Annotated in this window: 13 protein-coding genes; all 13 read right to left on the bottom strand. The window is 45.7% G+C overall.

The window, feature by feature from the left end; translation table 11 throughout:
- Positions 1-2: 2 nt before the first annotated feature.
- Complete coding sequence (locus FAZ15_RS21320) at positions 3-5117, bottom strand: DUF6443 domain-containing protein (RefSeq protein ID WP_136903401.1); 5115 nt, start codon at positions 5115-5117, stop codon at positions 3-5.
- Positions 5118-5132: 15 nt separating this feature from the next.
- Positions 5133-8675, bottom strand: coding sequence for an RHS repeat protein (locus FAZ15_RS21315; protein WP_136903400.1), 3543 nt, complete (start codon positions 8673-8675; stop codon positions 5133-5135).
- 297 nt (positions 8676-8972) lie between these two features.
- The gene (locus FAZ15_RS21310) at positions 8973-9470 is read right to left on the bottom strand and encodes a hypothetical protein (RefSeq protein ID WP_136903399.1); all 498 of its coding nucleotides are present in this window, start codon (positions 9468-9470) and stop codon (positions 8973-8975) included.
- Complete coding sequence (locus tag FAZ15_RS21305; RefSeq protein ID WP_136903398.1) at positions 9457-10707, bottom strand: hypothetical protein; 1251 nt, start codon at positions 10705-10707, stop codon at positions 9457-9459. The genes FAZ15_RS21310 and FAZ15_RS21305 overlap by 14 nt, the downstream gene beginning before the upstream one ends.
- Before the next feature lie 10 nt (positions 10708-10717).
- The gene (locus FAZ15_RS21300) at positions 10718-12679 is read right to left on the bottom strand and encodes a secretin and TonB N-terminal domain-containing protein (RefSeq protein ID WP_238387338.1); all 1962 of its coding nucleotides are present in this window, start codon (positions 12677-12679) and stop codon (positions 10718-10720) included.
- A gap of 2 nt (positions 12680-12681) precedes the next feature.
- On the bottom strand, positions 12682-14106 hold the full coding sequence (locus tag FAZ15_RS21295) for a GspE/PulE family protein (RefSeq protein ID WP_136903397.1): 1425 nt from the start codon (positions 14104-14106) through the stop codon (positions 12682-12684).
- A 12-nt stretch (positions 14107-14118) separates the two neighbouring features.
- Complete coding sequence (locus FAZ15_RS21290; protein ID WP_136903396.1) at positions 14119-14619, bottom strand: hypothetical protein; 501 nt, start codon at positions 14617-14619, stop codon at positions 14119-14121.
- Positions 14619-15041 (bottom strand): type IV pilin protein, encoded by a 423-nt coding sequence (locus tag FAZ15_RS21285; protein ID WP_136903395.1) that lies wholly within the window; start codon positions 15039-15041, stop codon positions 14619-14621. The genes FAZ15_RS21290 and FAZ15_RS21285 overlap by 1 nt, the downstream gene beginning before the upstream one ends.
- Before the next feature lie 210 nt (positions 15042-15251).
- Positions 15252-15452 carry a hypothetical protein gene (locus FAZ15_RS21280; protein ID WP_202912465.1) on the bottom strand — a complete coding sequence of 67 codons (201 nt, stop codon included), beginning with the start codon at positions 15450-15452 and terminating at the stop codon, positions 15252-15254.
- A 191-nt stretch (positions 15453-15643) separates the two neighbouring features.
- Positions 15644-15808, bottom strand: coding sequence for a hypothetical protein (locus FAZ15_RS22600; RefSeq protein WP_162305024.1), 165 nt, complete (start codon positions 15806-15808; stop codon positions 15644-15646).
- Positions 15801-16103 carry a hypothetical protein gene (locus FAZ15_RS21275; protein ID WP_136903394.1) on the bottom strand — a complete coding sequence of 101 codons (303 nt, stop codon included), beginning with the start codon at positions 16101-16103 and terminating at the stop codon, positions 15801-15803. The genes FAZ15_RS22600 and FAZ15_RS21275 overlap by 8 nt, the downstream gene beginning before the upstream one ends.
- Before the next feature lie 233 nt (positions 16104-16336).
- Complete coding sequence (locus FAZ15_RS21270; protein ID WP_136903393.1) at positions 16337-16765, bottom strand: DUF5675 family protein; 429 nt, start codon at positions 16763-16765, stop codon at positions 16337-16339.
- 143 nt (positions 16766-16908) lie between these two features.
- A partial coding sequence (locus FAZ15_RS22595) for a DUF6266 family protein (RefSeq protein ID WP_162305023.1) occupies positions 16909-17423 on the bottom strand: 515 nt, incomplete at its 5' end.

The raw sequence follows: 17423 nt of genomic DNA, 5'->3' as shown, positions 1-17423 counted from the left end.
AGCTATCTAATATAAAAAACATTAAGCAAATTATTAAGATTTTGGGTGGTTCCTGTGGTTAAATTCCTGAAACTTCCGAATGCGGGATCCATCACCCGATATATATATTGATTAATAATCCTTCCGGTCAGCTTTGTAATAGTCCTTTCAGTAACTCTTTGTAGAACTACGGAATGAGCTACCGCTCCCCCTGTATTGGTGGTAAAAGCAACACTATTACCCGAAGAAAAACTTCTAATAATTGACGCGTTACTTAATTGACTACTAGTCCCCGTCACTGTATAGTTAGTATTGTTTCCATAACTATTCAACCAAAAATCTGCATCTCTCAAAGGGTTTGTATCTGCATTTCCACCTGCAATGTTTCTCCAATAATTTTGAGTTGAATTCCCACCTAGTGATCTGTCTATCGACTCTGCAGATGCAGGCAGACAATTGTTCCGTCCATTCTGAGTGACAGCTACTATATTTTGGTCATGCAAAACAACATCGTTGACCGTCGCTCCATCCCAAAACCTACGTCCATCTACAGAAGCATGCACCCCTCCAGCAAGACCACCTAGAACTCCTCCTGAAACAGCTCCCAACATCCCAGTTTTTAATCCACTTCCAAAAGCCTGTGAAAAAGTTTTGCCTTCGATCAAACCATTTCCTGTTCCTCCTATTAGTCCTGAAGTCAATCCCGTAGAGGCTCCAATTGTCGCACCATTAATAAAACTAGTTCCTGCTACCGCACCTGTTCCCATGAAGCCCGCTCCGAAGGAACTACCTGCTCCTGCCAATACAGAACTCACTCCTCCTGCTACACCAGCTCCTATAGCTCCGGCAACTGCTCCTACACCGAAATAACCGAGTCCTTTTGCATTAAATTGCGCACCGTTCGACAACCAATTAGATACTCCCCCAATAAATGCTCCAATAGCCAAATGAATCCATTCTCCATTCGGATCCATAAATATGGTCGGATTATTCCCCATCGCCAGATAAGGATTCGCAAATTGTTCTGCCGGATCCATTGCCGACCAACGCCCGATAGCCGGATCATACATACGTGATCCATGGTCAAACCAGTTTAATCCGCCCTGATCGTATAATTCCTTATCTGAATACAGAAATTTACTCTTCTCTCCGGATACATAAGCCAGATTCAGGTTATTGACCGCATCGCCATACATTGGCATACCGTACGGATAGTAGCTGTTCTGCTGCAATACTTGCGCCGTGGTCTGCGTCGCATCGCCCGGGTCAGGTCTAAATGTCACCCGCACACTGCCCAGATGGTCTTTTAGATCGTATTCGTATGTATAGGTGCTTCCGTTTCTACGTGCACGACCCTCCGCAGTATGTAGATATACGAGCTGGTTCTGCTCGTAACGTATGCCGTCTATATAATCAATGGTATATACTGCAGCACCGTTCGTATAGGTTGCCTTGAGTTTTTTGCCTGTATGGTCATACAGGAAGTCGAGCTTATGGTTAGTGCCAAAGGTAATGGTCCGGGGCATGTTGCGCCGGGTATAGGTAATGCTGATCCCCTTGCCCAGATCGCCTATCATATTTCCGTTCGGGTCATATGTATGCTCTATGGGCTGCTGCACCTTATCGTGATAACCCAGGTTCTTTACAGCTACAGCCTCCGTACTGATGTCGTCAATTTTGGTACTACGGTATCCATCATAGCTATAGGTGAGGCTGTCTATCTGCCGTTTGGCATTTCCGGTAAAGGCATAGCGCCCTAGGGAATTGATCCGGCCGTTGATGTCATACTTTAGGTACTCACTATGAGCATTATCTACCGTGCCATTCTTCTCTGACAAGGCCATGGTCATCCTGTTCATGTCATCGTACCGGTACTGATAACCCATCTGCGGAGGTGCAACGTCCTGTGAGGGCACTTTGCTCGTCTTCCATTGCATAGAGGCAATATTTCCATTGTATTGAGGAGCTATCGGATCCGTATTATACGACAACCTCATACCAAAGAGATCGGGATTGCTGTCGGCATCCCCGTCGTTAAAGTCAGAACCCACAACCAGCCCCGGATCGTTGATGGCAACCAGCCACCCCCGTTCGTTGTACCGGTAATCCACGCTCTGCAGGAACTTCGTCTGACTCGGACGCTTATGTAGCTTTTTGTCCACCAGTTCTCCCAGTTCGTTATAGGTATACGATACGAGCGTTATCTCCTCTAACGCATTAATCTTCTGTTTGACTTCCAGTAATCTGCCAGCATGATCGTATACATGACTGTCCGTAACAGTAACCTGTTGGCCTCCGGAACCTGAATGGATCCGTGTCGTGCTGGCCAGTTCGCCCACGAAATTGTAATTGTTGTTCACCTGATCCACGCCTCCGAGATGATTGGTAGATTTGGACTGCAGCAAGCGGGCAAAATCATCGTAATAGTTGACTGTCCACAGTACCGCCCCTGCCGATTCGTCCGTCCATGTTTTCGTGACTGTCCCCAAACGCGAAGGGTACTCCATTCTGGTCTTTCCCGCAATCGCGGTATAATTTAAGTTAGCCGGAAGCCCGACAACGGAATAGTTGTCATAGTAACTGACCAACGTGTACGACATCCCGCCAGCTGTAGGCCATGCGGTATTCGAATAGCCATGCGTAGCGGCGTTTGTGTTTCTGGTCTCGAAAAGAACGGTATGGTTAGTCACCTGCGTCTGCAGGTTCGCCCTAGATATAGCCGTATTGTTATTTGTCCAAAAGCCACTAACAACAGGTCTTCCAAGAACGTCGTATTTCACAATGGACCACTCGTGGCTTACACGCTGCTTGGGATCCTGTGTAGCGACCAACTGATCTTTTGCATTATAAACGTAATAGACAGGCTCCAGTCCGGGGCTTCGTTCTTCTATAAGCAATCCACGGTCATTATACCGATATTGGTAGCACCATTTGTTTAACGCTTCAATATCAGGAACGAGATAGTCCGGTTCCGCTGCGGGAGGAAGAATATAAGCGAGATTCCCATTATCGTCATATACGTAGTAGGTGGTGAACATCCGTGGATTTCCATCAATACGACCTACGGTTCTTTCTACTAGGATCTGACCTTCCTTGTTCTTGAATGTTTCGTGCCTTCCGTTCTGGTTATAAGACTTCAGATTTTCATTTCGTGTTACCTGTCTTACCAGCGTCTGGTTGGGATAGCGACCAACCACTTCCAGCGTATTACCCGATGAAGAACTCGTCACCTTAAAGCGTGCAACACTATTAACCACTTGCGTATTATTGAGAGGCGACTCGCTGCTGTTCAGATAGCTTCTTTGCTTGACGGTATTGTTGACTTCGCCCTGAAGTCCGGGACTCGTTGGTTGCCAGGCCACTCCGGGCGATCCACTTTCGTGCACAAGCTCTCCGTTGCCATCATGTAGTTTACTCACACTGAACGGAGCCGTGTTCTGTACAATTTTATTGGTTTCCCAACCTGATAGTGTATAAAAAGAAAGCTGCTCTGTTTCAGCCTGTAACCTGTAAGCGCCATTGCTATTTGAGATACTATAAGGTAAGAAACCGACCGACAGTCTTCCTGTCGTATCTGGCCTGTGATGACTGATATAATCCTTTTTGGTGGGACTGACCTGCCATGCTATTGTCTGCATTGTTCGGCCCATACCATCATAGTACTGTATATGGTGGTTCACTGAATCAACAGGTTTCCCCGCCATTGCCTGGATAGTCTTATATGGATGTTTAGGTACTGTCTCCAGAATATAGTTCCGATCACCGCTGCCGAAGTTGGAACCACCTCCGGACGAACCGCCCACTGAAAACGTAAGGATCGAGGTGGCCGTACCGCTGGCATTACGCGCCGTCACCGTATAGTTCTGGCTAACCGTAACCTCCGCTAGCTTGCCGCTTATCTTGCCCGTAGAACGGTCAAATGTAAGCCCATTCGGAAGTGCGGGGCTAATGTTATATGCCGGTTGTATATTCACTTTCTTGATTCGGTTGGAGGTGTTCTCCGTAATATGGTATTTGCCATCCGGCGTACGGGAGATACCGTAGGGATTGGTGAACTGGCCTCCTGTTGAGACCGTCGTAACATAGCCCGAGGGGGAAATGTAACGCAGGGAATGGTTCTGCATGTCGACCATGTAAATGTTGCCGTTCTCCACCACCAGATTGTTGGCATAGTTGAACCGTGCAGCGCTCCCCTGCCCGTCCACGTTACCGATGGTACCGTTACCGGCAACGGTCATTACCTGGCCGGAACTGATCCTGCGTACCGCATGGTTGCTACGGTCGGTAACATACAGGTCTCCGTTGCCATCAAAGATAAGCCCCATCGGATGGTTGAAGCGGGCGGTCAAAAGCGCTCCGTCCTGAAGCCCCAACGTACCGCTCCCGGCATACGTGCTTACAACACCTGCTGGGGTGATCTTGCGGATACGGTGGTTGTAGGCATCCGCTACATAAAGGTTGCCCGAGCCGTCGAAGGCGAGCCCCATCGGATAATTGAACGAAGCAGCCGTGCCCGTACCGTTGGTAGAGCCTATGCTGCCGCTGCCCGCGAATACGGTTACCACACCTGCCGGGGTGATCTTGCGGATACGGTGGTTCTGCTGGTCGGCAACAAAAATATTGCCCGAGCCATCCACCGCCAGGAAGCTCGGATGGCGGAAACGGGCAACTGTGCCCGTACCGTTCACGTAGCCATAGGCGGTACTGTTGCCCCCGGCAAATACCGTCTGTACACCGGCTACGGTACGCTTAAGGATCGAATGGTAGCCCGTATTGGTGATATACAGTGTACCGTCGGCAGCACTCGCCGTATTCAATGGATTATAATAGCCTGAGGTAAGTGTCTGCTCCACCGTGACCGAAAAAGTGGCGGCACCACCGCTGTTGGTCGGTGACCAGTCGATCTGCTCGTTTACGGCAAAGTTCCGCGCCGATCCGTAGCTGACCACGGGTAAGCCGGAAGAAAGCGGCTGCATCATGCCTCCCTGCGGTACAGCCTGTGCCGTAGACACCGGCGCAATCGGGACCGTAGATTGGATGTGGGCATTCAGTGTATCGCTCTGCCCAGCAGCGCTCAGCGCCTGCCCTGCAAGTAGCAGGGACAGGTAGCAGTATATTTGTATAATCGATATCTTCATGTGGTCAATAATTTTTTAATAAAATGGAACGGTTTCCGCTACGTTACCGAATTCGTCATAGATATAGACATATCCCTGACTGCCGTCCGGATAAACCATAAAATCATCGACCGTTGTTTCCTCATTGAAAAAGACGTTGAATTCACTTTGCCCCGTGAACCAGTCTTTGACACGAATGTAACCATCGTCCCAAGCTGACCAAGGAGTGTACCAATACATACATATGTACTGCTTATTGGGATCCAATACATTTCCCGTACCGATAAATCCATTGTATGGGCTATAGATATCCAGTGCCTGAGATCCATGGTAATAATCTATCCCTACAGATGCGACGGTATGCGAAAAGTGAAAATTGTGTGCTTCAAAACCCGACCCTGGATTGCCATATGTAGCAGACTCAAAAGATGAAAAGGAATAATCATTCGGATTCGTGGAACCGGAAGTGATTGTTGCCATCTTTCTGCCTGAAGACGAATCAAAAATATCTAAAATCGAAGGATTGGGATCAACTGGCGGGTTAGGATCAACTGGTGGATTGGGATCAACCGGATTATTAACTTCAGCTGGATTGCAATTGACTACCTGCCCAGCATAATTATAACAATAGGTTTTCAGGATATATCCATCCTTGTCTTTGACGAGAGACAGCCTTCCCAGCCCATCGTACTCATAGAAAACAGTCACTCCATTCGCATCCGTTTCGCTGCTTATGCCGGTTAACGACTGATACGTATATGTCGTTATCGCCGATTCTTCTGGATAAACCCGCACCTGATCCACATGTGATCCTTCATTAATAATAAGACCATTAGTATACGGCTTCTTTACATAATGCCACTTTCCGTTCTGATAATAGCGGTAATCAATTAAATAGGATCTGGTATTGGGCCTGACAAATGGCACGGTATAAGGAGTGGTCTTTGACCCTTTGCCCGAATATGCCAACGTGGTGCTGGCCCCATCAAAACCGTCATAGAAGAATTCATAGTATTTTGTGGGCCGTACCGTGATATTGGAAGGATATAACGCCTGTGCGTGATTGATCTCTGCGAGCGGCCGTCCTTCACTGTCATAAGCATAGGACACGGCTGTACTTTTGGCCTCTTTTGCCGAACTTAGGTGTCCTCCTGCCTCATATTCATAGGTCACCTCGTCCTTTAAGACATTGTTCCGATAGGCCCGTTCCTTCTTCTTACGCGGCATCGCGTCATAAATAATATGGCTTTCATTACTTGTACCCCTAGTGACATTCTCGGATATGGTATGCACAGGCAGGTCTTTTGCGTGATAAGTATTTACCAGACTGGTGATGTTGCTCAGTTCACCAGTTTCCAGACGGGGAATACTGCTTAGATCAGATGAATAGTAAAAACTGTTACTTATATTTTCTCCTTTCGAGTTTACTGTAGATGTCTTTCGCAGTTTATAGTTGTTATATTCGTAATTGACAATCGTTGTCAAGGGCAAGTTATTATGTTGGACATACTCCTTTGTAGTCTTCTTGAGTAGATAGAAGAACTCCGGTCTTGTATAATAGAGCGTTCTAAAAATCTGAGGATATCCAAAATAATATGCCGTTACGCCGAAAGACCGTAATTCGTTGGATTGTGTATTGTGGTATTCATATTCAACGGACGACATCAAGCGGTCAAACTTATTGAAGCTTTCCTCTTTGAGTGGCTGCCCTCTCCTATTAGCCCTGCTGATACTAGAATAAATAGTCTCGGTACTACTTCCCGACCATTGTGTGACTGGTCCCGTATACCTAACATTCACCATGTCCCTGTAAAAGTTACCGTGTAGGTCCGTATCGTGATTACTAAAATTATGCACGGAATAATCTTGGGTCGGCATCACCACTTTAACCTTTGAATATCCCAAAAATATCCCATTTAGATCATGGAAGAGCGCTGGGATATGAGAGAAAAACTTTACGTAGGTAAATTGTGCATCAAAATTAAATGCGCCTAAGTTATCGAAAGACTCCGAAAGGACACGCCCCGACGATTCACCGTTAAAAGTATAACTATAACTTGTGGTAAGTGTATCCTGCTGGGAAATGGAACTGACCGACTGCACGCGAAGGCCCCCTCCGTATCTGTTGCTGGAACTATTTGGCGACAGGAACTGGTTCATTTCATAGTTAATGGCTACTTCCAGTCCTGTCGGATATTCCACCTTTGTCAAAACCGATGCTTTGGCATAGTCTGGATTCGACAAGGCCTCCCTATACGAGATAGAGTTTAAAGTAACCTGCTCTAAAGTTATACTGGACGATATATTACGGTAATAGCCAAAGAAATCCTGATGGTAGGAAGAGCGGGCAGGCAACGATCGGGTATGATATACAAATTCCCTATAAGGCACTACGGTGCTGTTCTTGACATCCACTTCCTGTATGGCAGACAGCATTAAACGTGTACCGTTCTGATAGACAAACCTAAACTCTTTATTGAGGATGCCTGATTTATCTTTTAAACGTACAGATGTTAATCCTTTATAATTAGGAAAGTCACTTCTCGTAAATGGTAAATTATAAAGAAATTCAATACTGCCCAGTTTTGATTCTATTTTGGAAACGTATTTTGGCACAATGGTCATCGTATTTGATTCAAGCCCGGTTGTATCTTTATCAACAATAGCATTGTCGGAATTCCTGATCTTTACATTTGCTCCCCAGGAATAATAATCAATAGCTACAGAAGAGCCAGTGATGTATTGCCAGGTAATGGTATCATGGGTCAGAGTATTGATGACCTTGTCCAGGTACCAGGTAGATATATAAGTACGGTTGCTATTATTTAGTTTTGTGGTGTGCATTTCCCTCGCGCTAGCTGTCGAACCAAAATAGTATTCGGTTCCCTGCCCGTCAAAGACTTTAAAAGAAGAATTGTCGCTCGAGCTGGGGAAGAAATTGGAATGCGTTATTTTTACATTCGTGCCCAATGTCTGAAATACGGGATTGCCATTTTCATCGAACGTGAAACTGAGCGAAAAAGTGGGGGTTGTGATCTGAAACAGATCAGGTTCAGAATCGATATATTGTGTAGGAACGACATCACCTGGTGTACCTTTTAGATTCAACATCGTATGCATATTCTCCAACGTATTCGTGTTGTATGCATTTTTGATATAAGAAGCTACGTTCACACTTCCAATCTTACCGTTAAGATAGCCACCTAATTGCCAATAATTTAGTGTTTGATTATAAATACCCACGTGATCATCAGGATACCCTCTAACTATACGGGTAATGGAACTTGCTGAGAGCTTCCATCCTAGCCCAGCTTCGCCAGAATAGTCCTGCACTTTTATTCCTCTCCCTCCAATATACTGCAAAGAAACAGGGATGGCCATTGATTGACTAGGCAAGGACAAAAGGGGAATCCCTACATTCGCCGTACCGGTGTACAGGTTTACGCTGACCTCACTGGCTGCCCCGCCAGCATTTGATATTGCATTATTTGCAGACGGAGTGGCTACTTTATTCTGTGAATAAGCATATAAACTACAGCACATAATGGCAATAGAAAAAAGGTATCGGATACCGTTCATAGTAATATCGGTTAATTTTGTTCAGTTTAATTCTATTTTCACATAAGTAAACGCCGTTTAAATTAACAAGACGAAATACTTAGCAAAAAACGAATAATATTTCTTTTCCTTTTTTAGGATTAGGACTTTCCTTTCTTATATGTAAACGGTATTACGGCATAATTGACGCTGCTAATTCGTATTAGGTTACCATGTGACTAAAATTAAAAAACGATTATGACAAAAACAAGCAATCAAAATACTTTTTAAAAAAAATGATCAGATAATACAAAAATCTCATCTAAAAATCTCGCCCAATTAGAACTTTCTCTGAACCACCCGCCCCAGCACCACCCGATACCCTTCCTTCTGATACACTACACTGCTCACAAAGTATACTTTCTCCAAAGCAGCTACCGCTTTGATGATATTACTGTATTTTCCTTGTAGGATAATTTCCTTTTGCAGTACGGCGGCAGGTTTTTCGGTAGGTTGCCTGCTGCCATCGTAACTGAGTTTGACGGACAGGCCTTCGATCGCAAGGCTTACATCCTGAAGAAAGTTATTCTCGAATGCAATGGAGTCCATGCTGTAATGCTGGATAAGGGTATCCAGTTTGGCGGCCTTCTTTTGCAGCTGGTAGGCTTGGTCGCCTTGTACGCCTGAAGCACCTACAGCCCGGGTGAGCTGATTGTTTCTGCTTATCTCCGAAAAAGTCTTCGAAAACGACAGCCACCAACAGATGATAAATGCCAGCACGGCGGCCGCTATCAGCAACTTATTTTTGGATCTATAGTTTAGCTTATCCCACATCATAGCTAAAGATTATTTCCAACGAAAATACCTGCTGCTCATCGTCAAAGACCTGTGATTCGGTAAACTGGGTGATCTGCACCTGATCTACCCATGGCTCCTGATTTAGCTTCCGCACCCACTGGTTGAGGCCATCGAGTGTAGCACACTTCCCCTTCAGTACGATCTTATTTCGATTATCCTGTGTCGATACCTTTGCTCCTCTTCTACGCTCGGGTTGTGGGTTGACACGGATATCGGTAAGGGATACATAAGGCGCCTCATTAAGCGACACCCCCAATTGATCCAATAACCAAGCCTTGCTCACGCCTCCGTTCCAGCCAAGCTCCTTGAGTACGGAATCCTGCTGTGCAATTTCCTGCTGCAACTGTTCCACATCCTTCTGGGAAGAAGCCTGCTGCGTAGTCCTAGCCGACAATACCTCATTCTCGCTATAATAGTAACTGTACAACACCGTGCTAAGTATAAGAAGAATAAAAGTCGTGGCTAATAGCAATAACCCATTGTTCTTAAACTGGATCTTCGCCAGCGCTTCCTGAAAACGTTCAGTCAACCTGTCAATGGACAGGCTTCGGTCGCTTACAAATTCGTGCATCAATGTATTAAAAGCAGCGGCATAGGACCCGATGTACTGTGCATCTATGGGTCTATTGCCTACTTTAAGCTGAAACTTGGCCTGCTGCTGTATATCGTACCGATAGGCATTCCATACACCTTCTTCATCCGTCTGTATGGCATGCCCTGCAAATAGGTAATGCTTATTGTAGGTATTCACCTGCTTGAGGATGGCGTCGAATACAAAAGGTCCAATAAAAAGCTGCACCACAGCAATTTGTCTTTCTTCAAGTTGAAGGAGGATACCATCTACCCTATCCCGTTTAGCGATAGCTACCCAGAAATATTCAGTTCCTTCCAAATAGGAATAGTAAAACTTATCGGCTGAAAAATGAGGAAAAATCTGGCTGATCAGTTCCTCATCCCATTTAGTATCAGCGGTGCGCGGAATTTCCTTCACGAGAATACCCTTGCCTTCGAGGTAAAGACTAACCGCCGCGGAAGGTTCAGCAAGGCAATACGATGCGAGGTCTTCCAGCTGCACGAAGGATTCTGTCGACACCAGATCGATACCTTCTTTTCCAAACCGCAAATGTGAAAGCGCATAGGTATCCGCTTCCGACCCCAAGGTAGCGGAAATGCCGATAGCGGCCGGTATTCTATAATGCTTGCGTATCGCTTCCATCCCCTAAGCGCTAGTAGATTATCGTTGGCTTAATAAATACAACAGACACCACTTTACTCGTCGTCTTTTTCTTGCTACTAAATATCCAGCGTAGTACCGGGATCCGCGACAGGATTGGGATACCAGAACCTGAGTCGCTGTTCTCCAATCGTTCGATCCCTCCTAATACAATCATATCTTCATTCCGTGCCCGGATAATCGATTCAAATTTACTGGTCGATGTGGGTGGAGGCCTGTTTTCTGCCGGTGTACCAATAAAATCTGTAATATCAACTTTGATGTTAAGGGTGATCTGATCGTCTGCCGATACCACCGGGCGGATGTCTATCTGTAAGTTAGCTTCTACTTCGGTAAACTGCTCAGTAATGATATTCTGCGATTGCAACGAGGGAATCACATTCTGCGTCTCTGTACGGTAATAGCGCTTACTACCAATACTCAGCGATGCTTCGTGTCCATTCAGCGTGGATAGCTTTGGCACCGAACGCATCTCTACATTTTCATTTGCTTCGAGTGCTTTCAGCGTAACATAGAAGCTTGGTGCCACCCTGCCGAGATTGAACGAATTATTACTACCGATCTGCGACAGAAACCGGTTAATGGATCCTGCCCCGAAGGTAAAATCCATACCCGATAACAAGGTACCTCCGGTTCGTAAAGAATCCGATACGCCTGCCGAAATCCCTGTTTCCACTGTTGTTCCTTTTCGGATATCCAATAGCGTCACTTCAATCAGCACCATGGGTACCAGCCTGTCCAATTTGTTAATCAGCATTTCGATCTCATCAATCTGTGGTCCCGAACCGGAAAGCAGCAGCATATTCTGCTCCTTGAATTCCTTAATCTCTACATCCCGTTTCCAGTCCATCGGAATCATCGCTATCAGTGTATCAATGGAACGGTTCTTCACATGGATAATCTTGCTTGAACGCAGTCCTTCTACCTTACGATCTCCAATCAGGTAGGTTCCGTTTTCGATCCGGTAGGTATATGGTGTACCCTGAAAGATCGACGACAGGAAACTATCAAAGGTGATGTCCTTCACGCTGGTGCTCACCTGCCCCTGTATATCCGAATAGATAAAGTAGTTTATACCGGCATCTTCCGCCGCGCGCTTAATAAGGTCAATGAGCGATGAGCGCGTTGCCTGTATGGTAAAGAGTTTACCCTGTGGGCCGCTATTTCCCTGTTTGTAAACGGTAAAGTTTCCGCCCCCCTGTTGCATGCCACCCATGCCAGGTTGTTGTCCACCCATCCCTTGTGTGCTATTGCCCCGGTAGCGTACCGCTGTCTCCTGACTGTCGTTGATAAAGAGCTCTTCGCCCGGTACAAGCGATTCGAAAACATATACGCCATCAGTCGTTTGATGATAACGAAGGCTATTGGCATACGCCAGTTTTTCCAAGGCTACATCAAAGGGCGATGCCGTCATATAGCCCGATACGGTCTTGCCCTGTAGGGACACCGGTACGACCACGTTCCGTCCCGATACCTCTCCGATCTTTCTGGCGACACTAGCTAGTGTATCGTTGTTCAGCTCATAGCTCAAGGTATTATCTGCCGCATTATAGGAAGCTTTAATCTCCCGCTTGGGAATAACAGGAGCTGCATTGCGCATGGCAGAGATACTCAAGATCGATCCGATCACATTGATATCCAGCTGATAAGTCTTGCTCAGGAACAGCAATACATTAAGTGCCGTTTCACCCTGAAAATTATTGACAATCTGATGGTTGATATTTGGATCAATATTGATGTTCAGTCCGTTGGATTCGGCAAGTGCGCGTACAAACTCCTGTAGTGAAGCACCCGAAACCGATAGCTTTACCTTTTCCTGCAAGCCCGGTACAGAATACGTGAGTGCATTCAACCGTTGCTCCACCTGCCGATATTGGTCATCGACACTTTGCGCATGGACCAAAACAGCGGCAAATAAGCATATACAAATAATAAAAAATCGCGACACAAACATGGTTAATAATTAAATAGTAGCGGATAAATTTCTTCAATACTGGTCTCTTGATTAGCAAACAGGTCAAATGCATTCTCCCCAAGGGTCTTGATTTGTCGTTCGCGCAACAGCTCTTCGACCTGCATATTTCCTTTCTTTACCTCCATGGCCAAGTCCTGATCCAATGGGATAATCTCGTAAACTGCCTTCCGTCCCTTATAACCTGTATAGTAACAGGCTGCACATCCCTTGGGCACCGCATGGCGATCCACGGCATAGTACGGAATAAACTGCTTGGGATACAGTCCCTTTTCAATGGGTTGCTCCTCCTTGCAATTCGGACACAGTAAGCGCACTAAGCGTTGTGCCACCGTCGTGTTGAGGGTATTCGCGATCAGGAAGCCGGGAATCCCCATATCCATGAGGCGCGACACCGTACCCCAAGCCGAGTTGGTATGTATCGTCGACAACACTAGGTGACCCGTCAATGCAGCCCGGATAGCCATATTTGCCGTATCCGGATCACGGATCTCCCCCACCATAATGATGTCGGGATCCTGACGTAGAAAGGTACGCAGCGCCGCACCAAAGGTAAGTCCGATGTTCTCGCGCAATTGTACCTGATTGATACCTTCCAGTGTATATTCGATGGGATCCTCTATCGTGAGGATATTCGTTGTCTCTTTATTGAGATGTTTCAGTGTAGCGTAGAGGGTCGTCGTTTTTCCCGATCCTGTAGGACCCGAGATCAATACAATCCCGTTGGGCTTTTTGATTCCGTGCAGGTAATTGGCATAGTCATCGGCGGACATACCCAACTTATCCAGGAACACATCCCCTGCATTGTTATTGAGCAACCTCAACACCACTTTCTCTCCGTGCAGCGTAGGCAATACCGATACGCGGATATCAAACTGCTCTTTGCCCTGCGTATAGTTGATACGTCCATCCTGTGGCAGGCGTTTTTCGGCAATATCCATATTCGACTGGATCTTGATCTTATTGATCAGGGCAGGATAATCGGTTTTGGATAAGGTATACCGCTCCACCATCATGCCGTCGATTCGGATCCGGATACGTCCCTTTGTTTCAAAGCTTTCGATATGGATATCACTACTTTTCAGCTGTTTGGCTTCCATAATCAGGCGGTCCAAAAAATCAGCATTAAAGGCAAGTACTTTCGTTACCGCAGATGCACCTTGGGTTTCTTCAAAATAATATTTCTGCAGGTAAGTATCCAGTATTTCGGACTCCACCTGCTGTAGCTCGTAGGGCATATCCAGTACCATATTCAGCTCCTCTTCGAGTGGTCCGGTCAATACCGCATCCGTACATAACACGAGCTTGTCCTGATCCAGCCCAATAGCAGCGATACGGTAGTGCCGAGCCAAGGCCCGTGGGATACGGTTGGCGATTGCAGAATCTATGTACGGTACTGTGATGGACATTTGGTCGATATACTAGCTAAAAAGTTTAACGGTTAATACGCTGTCTAAAGATAGGAAATTAATCCATTCCAGAAACAACAAAATAATCAGGAAAATCGCCTGTAGTCCGGCCAATGGCACAGTGGCTGTCTGCTTACGCATACCGATTACATAAATCAGCAAGGCAAACCCGATCGAAACAATCGTAAAGATGATAAATCCCGGCAGATCCCATAGTAACGCTACACAAGCGATAAACACGACATCTCCCCATCCCAGGTAACGATCAAAAATCCAGATCCATTTCCGTTCCTTCAAACAAAAATAGACATTGAGCAGGGCTAACTGTAACACACAAAAAACCATATTCACAGCAAATCTGGAAGCTACCTGATCGAAAGAGCCGTTTTCCAACACCATCCATAACAAAGAAATGAAGAGTCCAACAAACCAATAGATATAAACGGATCGATTCTTAAAATCTTCATAGGCGATGCCCAGCAGGCAACCGACCGTTAAGATAATCGCAATCACTAGTCGGCGGTCACTTCCCGTAAATTCTTGTCCTGGTCGATTTCCCAGACGTTGAAGGTACCATCGCCATCGAAATCCACTACCGCCGTAGCCCGTGCTACGAAAGAATTGTGATCGGCTTTCACCACGTCTATACGGTAATTCGCTTTGCCGTCATTGCCATCTGTGCTTAGCTTTTCTTGTATAAAGCCAATTTCTTCCAGGTTAGCACTGTATTTCGATTTTTCGTAAAAATGGTTCTGCTGCAGTGTCTGCACATGTTGCAGTTGCATCTTAGCTTCCGTACTTTTCGCTTTGGTAATCAAAGGAAGTAGATTGGGGAGTGCCAGGAGAATCAAAATCCCGATGATAACCAACACTACCAATACCTCCGTAAGTGTATAGGCCTTAAGTTTCCGCTTCCTAAAATCTGTCTTATTCATAATTAAAGTTAATCGCATAATCACTGCTAGCGAAGATAGGAAAAAATATAAAGAAGCTAATTATCCATCGGTAGGAAATTTACAATTACATTTAGTTATTTAGTTTTATCAGTTTTATTTATTTTTTTAATTTCTTCAATATCTCCTAAATCTTTCGCTCTACCCGTTGCGCGTTTATTCGATATAAAATCATTAGCTCTTGTTCGAAAATCATAATTTTCTTTTCGTAACACTTTTTTCAATATGTTGGGGGTAATCACCAAGCAGCCATTGATAATACGCTAGTCGCAACCTAGTTACCTCTCCTATTCGCTCAGATACAGTCTTATTTAACCAATATGCAACATCTGATGCATCTTCCTCGTTCATATCGACATGCTTCACCACCATTGCCATCTTGCGCTGCTTCATCTTATACGTAGAATTGTTTATGTTAAAGATACGAAATTAGCTGTTAAATTTGAAAAAACGACACCAAATAATGTTGGGAAAGCAAAATATTACGTAATTAAATCACACAATTGCTGCTAACGCATTAAAAAACGCCCTACCTTTTAAAGTAGAGCGTTCTAAATTTGGCTAACGCCTCTAATCCCTGTTCCTTACTTTCCCTTTTTCTGGAGTAGCCGGGTTAACAGATAGCTGACGAGTGTACCGACTACAGCTAGTACCATAGTTTGCAATAGATTCGTCCAGGGAATTAGCCCCATAATGCTACAACAGCTACCTCCTAAAGTCGGAAACATACTACCGCTGTGGCTATTCATCGCTTTCCTTTCTTCCGTCCTCTTCTTCTGATTCCTCGCCGACATCGATGTAACCGACGATCACTTTATCGCTTTTCCGGATCTGCTCATCGCCTTCGGCTTTTTGCGACATGTCGTCTGGCACCTCCTGATCCCGGGTTTCTGCTTCCTTCTCCCCTTTATCCAGTACAGATTCGATAATCCCCAGCCCTACGGCTACGTATTTTAAAATGTTTAATGCCTTTCCCGGCAACTTGATTGGAGCCAGCAGTACCACTTGTAGTGCCCGGCTTATTTTGTTTATAATGTTTTTCATTTTGTTTTAGATGTGAGACATGAGATATTAGATTTGAGACATTAGATTTGAGATGTATGACCGTTAAAACGTCATCGCGAACCTGAGGCACGAGGGTGACGCGATCTTATTTGCAAAAGACAAAAGATTGCCGCGTCGCTACGCTCCTCGCAAAGACGAGAATAACAGTTCTAACTCCTAATCTCTAACTCCTAACCCCTAGTCTCTAACCTCTAACTCCTAACCCCTAGCTCCTAACCCCTAGTCTCTAACCCCTGCCCCCGAATCACCAAAAACACTTCTGCTTCCATATCCCACAGGCTGTACACCAGTGCTTTCAGCTTATCTAAAGCCTTGCGACTGTCGTCGCCTGTACCTTCCCCAGTGAGCGTCGTAACCGGAGCGATGCAACCATGTAACTCTTCCATCGCGTGGTTAGCAGCATGGACCAGTATCGCCTCGCGACCAAGCACAGCCGGAATTCCGATCTGCTCCCCGTGCTTATAGTACTTTGTCTTCTGCAGTTTGTAACGGCCTTCCGGAATACAGCTCAGCCGTTGTAAATTATTTCGCCATGGTAACTCGATTGTATGGCATATGTGTTCACCCTTAAAGGTGATGGTTCCGTTTGTACCCTTCTCTCCGTATTTCCGTCGGAGATAGAGTGTATGTGTGTTAGACATAAGATATTAGACATTAGATATTAGATTTGAGATTTGAGACTTTAGATGTGAGATATTAGACATTAGGAGTTAGATTTTAGGAGTTAGGACGATCTAGTCTCTAACTCCTTCCACCTAACCCCTAGTCACCAATCACCAGTCACTTAACTGACAGTGATTTCGCCTAGGTAGTAGCTACTGGATGTTTTCACGCCATCTCGATTTCCTGTGAATACCCATCCAACGACATTATCCCCTGCATACACTTCCGGAAAGGTCAGATCCAGCGAACCGTCTGCACGTGTACCCGATTCTAGGATACTGAAAAAGGACTTTTCCTTATTGTACATCAGGAGGATCACCACATCATCCGAAAATGCGTTGAAACGGTTTGTTTCTACCGTCCAGCTTAGGGATACCTCCCGCGGTGCGGTCTCCTGCCAGCTCACCCCCATTAGGTTCGATAGCCCGCCTTTGGCGATTACCACCGCTTCATAATCCAATGTCTGGTTTGGATAATCGCCCATGATACCATTCGCCAGCAGATGCTGAAGCGCTTTATTGTATCCGGTTGAGCGGCCCTGTAGGGCATCCGAATAGCCCAGATTGAGCAGATCCTTGATCGGTGACAGAAAACTTACGCCAAGTGCAAATTTCGCACGCTGTGCCAGTTGATCCG

Origin of the sequence: Sphingobacterium olei, from assembly GCF_005048855.1 — a bacterium.
Classification (GTDB): domain Bacteria; phylum Bacteroidota; class Bacteroidia; order Sphingobacteriales; family Sphingobacteriaceae; genus Sphingobacterium; species Sphingobacterium olei.
The sequence above is the reverse complement of the archived record's forward strand: the minus strand, read 5'-3'. Positions and strand labels throughout refer to the sequence as shown.

Coding starts and splice junctions, on each gene's coding strand:
- FAZ15_RS21320 (WP_136903401.1), bottom strand. CDS start 5,117: ATGAAGATATCGATTATACAAATATACTGCTACCTGTCCCTGCTACTT.
- FAZ15_RS21315 (WP_136903400.1), bottom strand. CDS start 8,675: ATGAACGGTATCCGATACCTTTTTTCTATTGCCATTATGTGCTGTAGT.
- FAZ15_RS21310 (WP_136903399.1), bottom strand. CDS start 9,470: ATGATGTGGGATAAGCTAAACTATAGATCCAAAAATAAGTTGCTGATA.
- FAZ15_RS21305 (WP_136903398.1), bottom strand. CDS start 10,707: ATGGAAGCGATACGCAAGCATTATAGAATACCGGCCGCTATCGGCATT.
- FAZ15_RS21300 (WP_238387338.1), bottom strand. CDS start 12,679: ATGTTTGTGTCGCGATTTTTTATTATTTGTATATGCTTATTTGCCGCT.
- FAZ15_RS21295 (WP_136903397.1), bottom strand. CDS start 14,106: ATGTCCATCACAGTACCGTACATAGATTCTGCAATCGCCAACCGTATC.
- FAZ15_RS21285 (WP_136903395.1), bottom strand. CDS start 15,041: ATGAATAAGACAGATTTTAGGAAGCGGAAACTTAAGGCCTATACACTT.
- FAZ15_RS21280 (WP_202912465.1), bottom strand. CDS start 15,452: ATGAAGCAGCGCAAGATGGCAATGGTGGTGAAGCATGTCGATATGAAC.
- FAZ15_RS22600 (WP_162305024.1), bottom strand. CDS start 15,808: ATGAATAGCCACAGCGGTAGTATGTTTCCGACTTTAGGAGGTAGCTGT.
- FAZ15_RS21275 (WP_136903394.1), bottom strand. CDS start 16,103: ATGAAAAACATTATAAACAAAATAAGCCGGGCACTACAAGTGGTACTG.
- FAZ15_RS21270 (WP_136903393.1), bottom strand. CDS start 16,765: ATGTCTAACACACATACACTCTATCTCCGACGGAAATACGGAGAGAAG.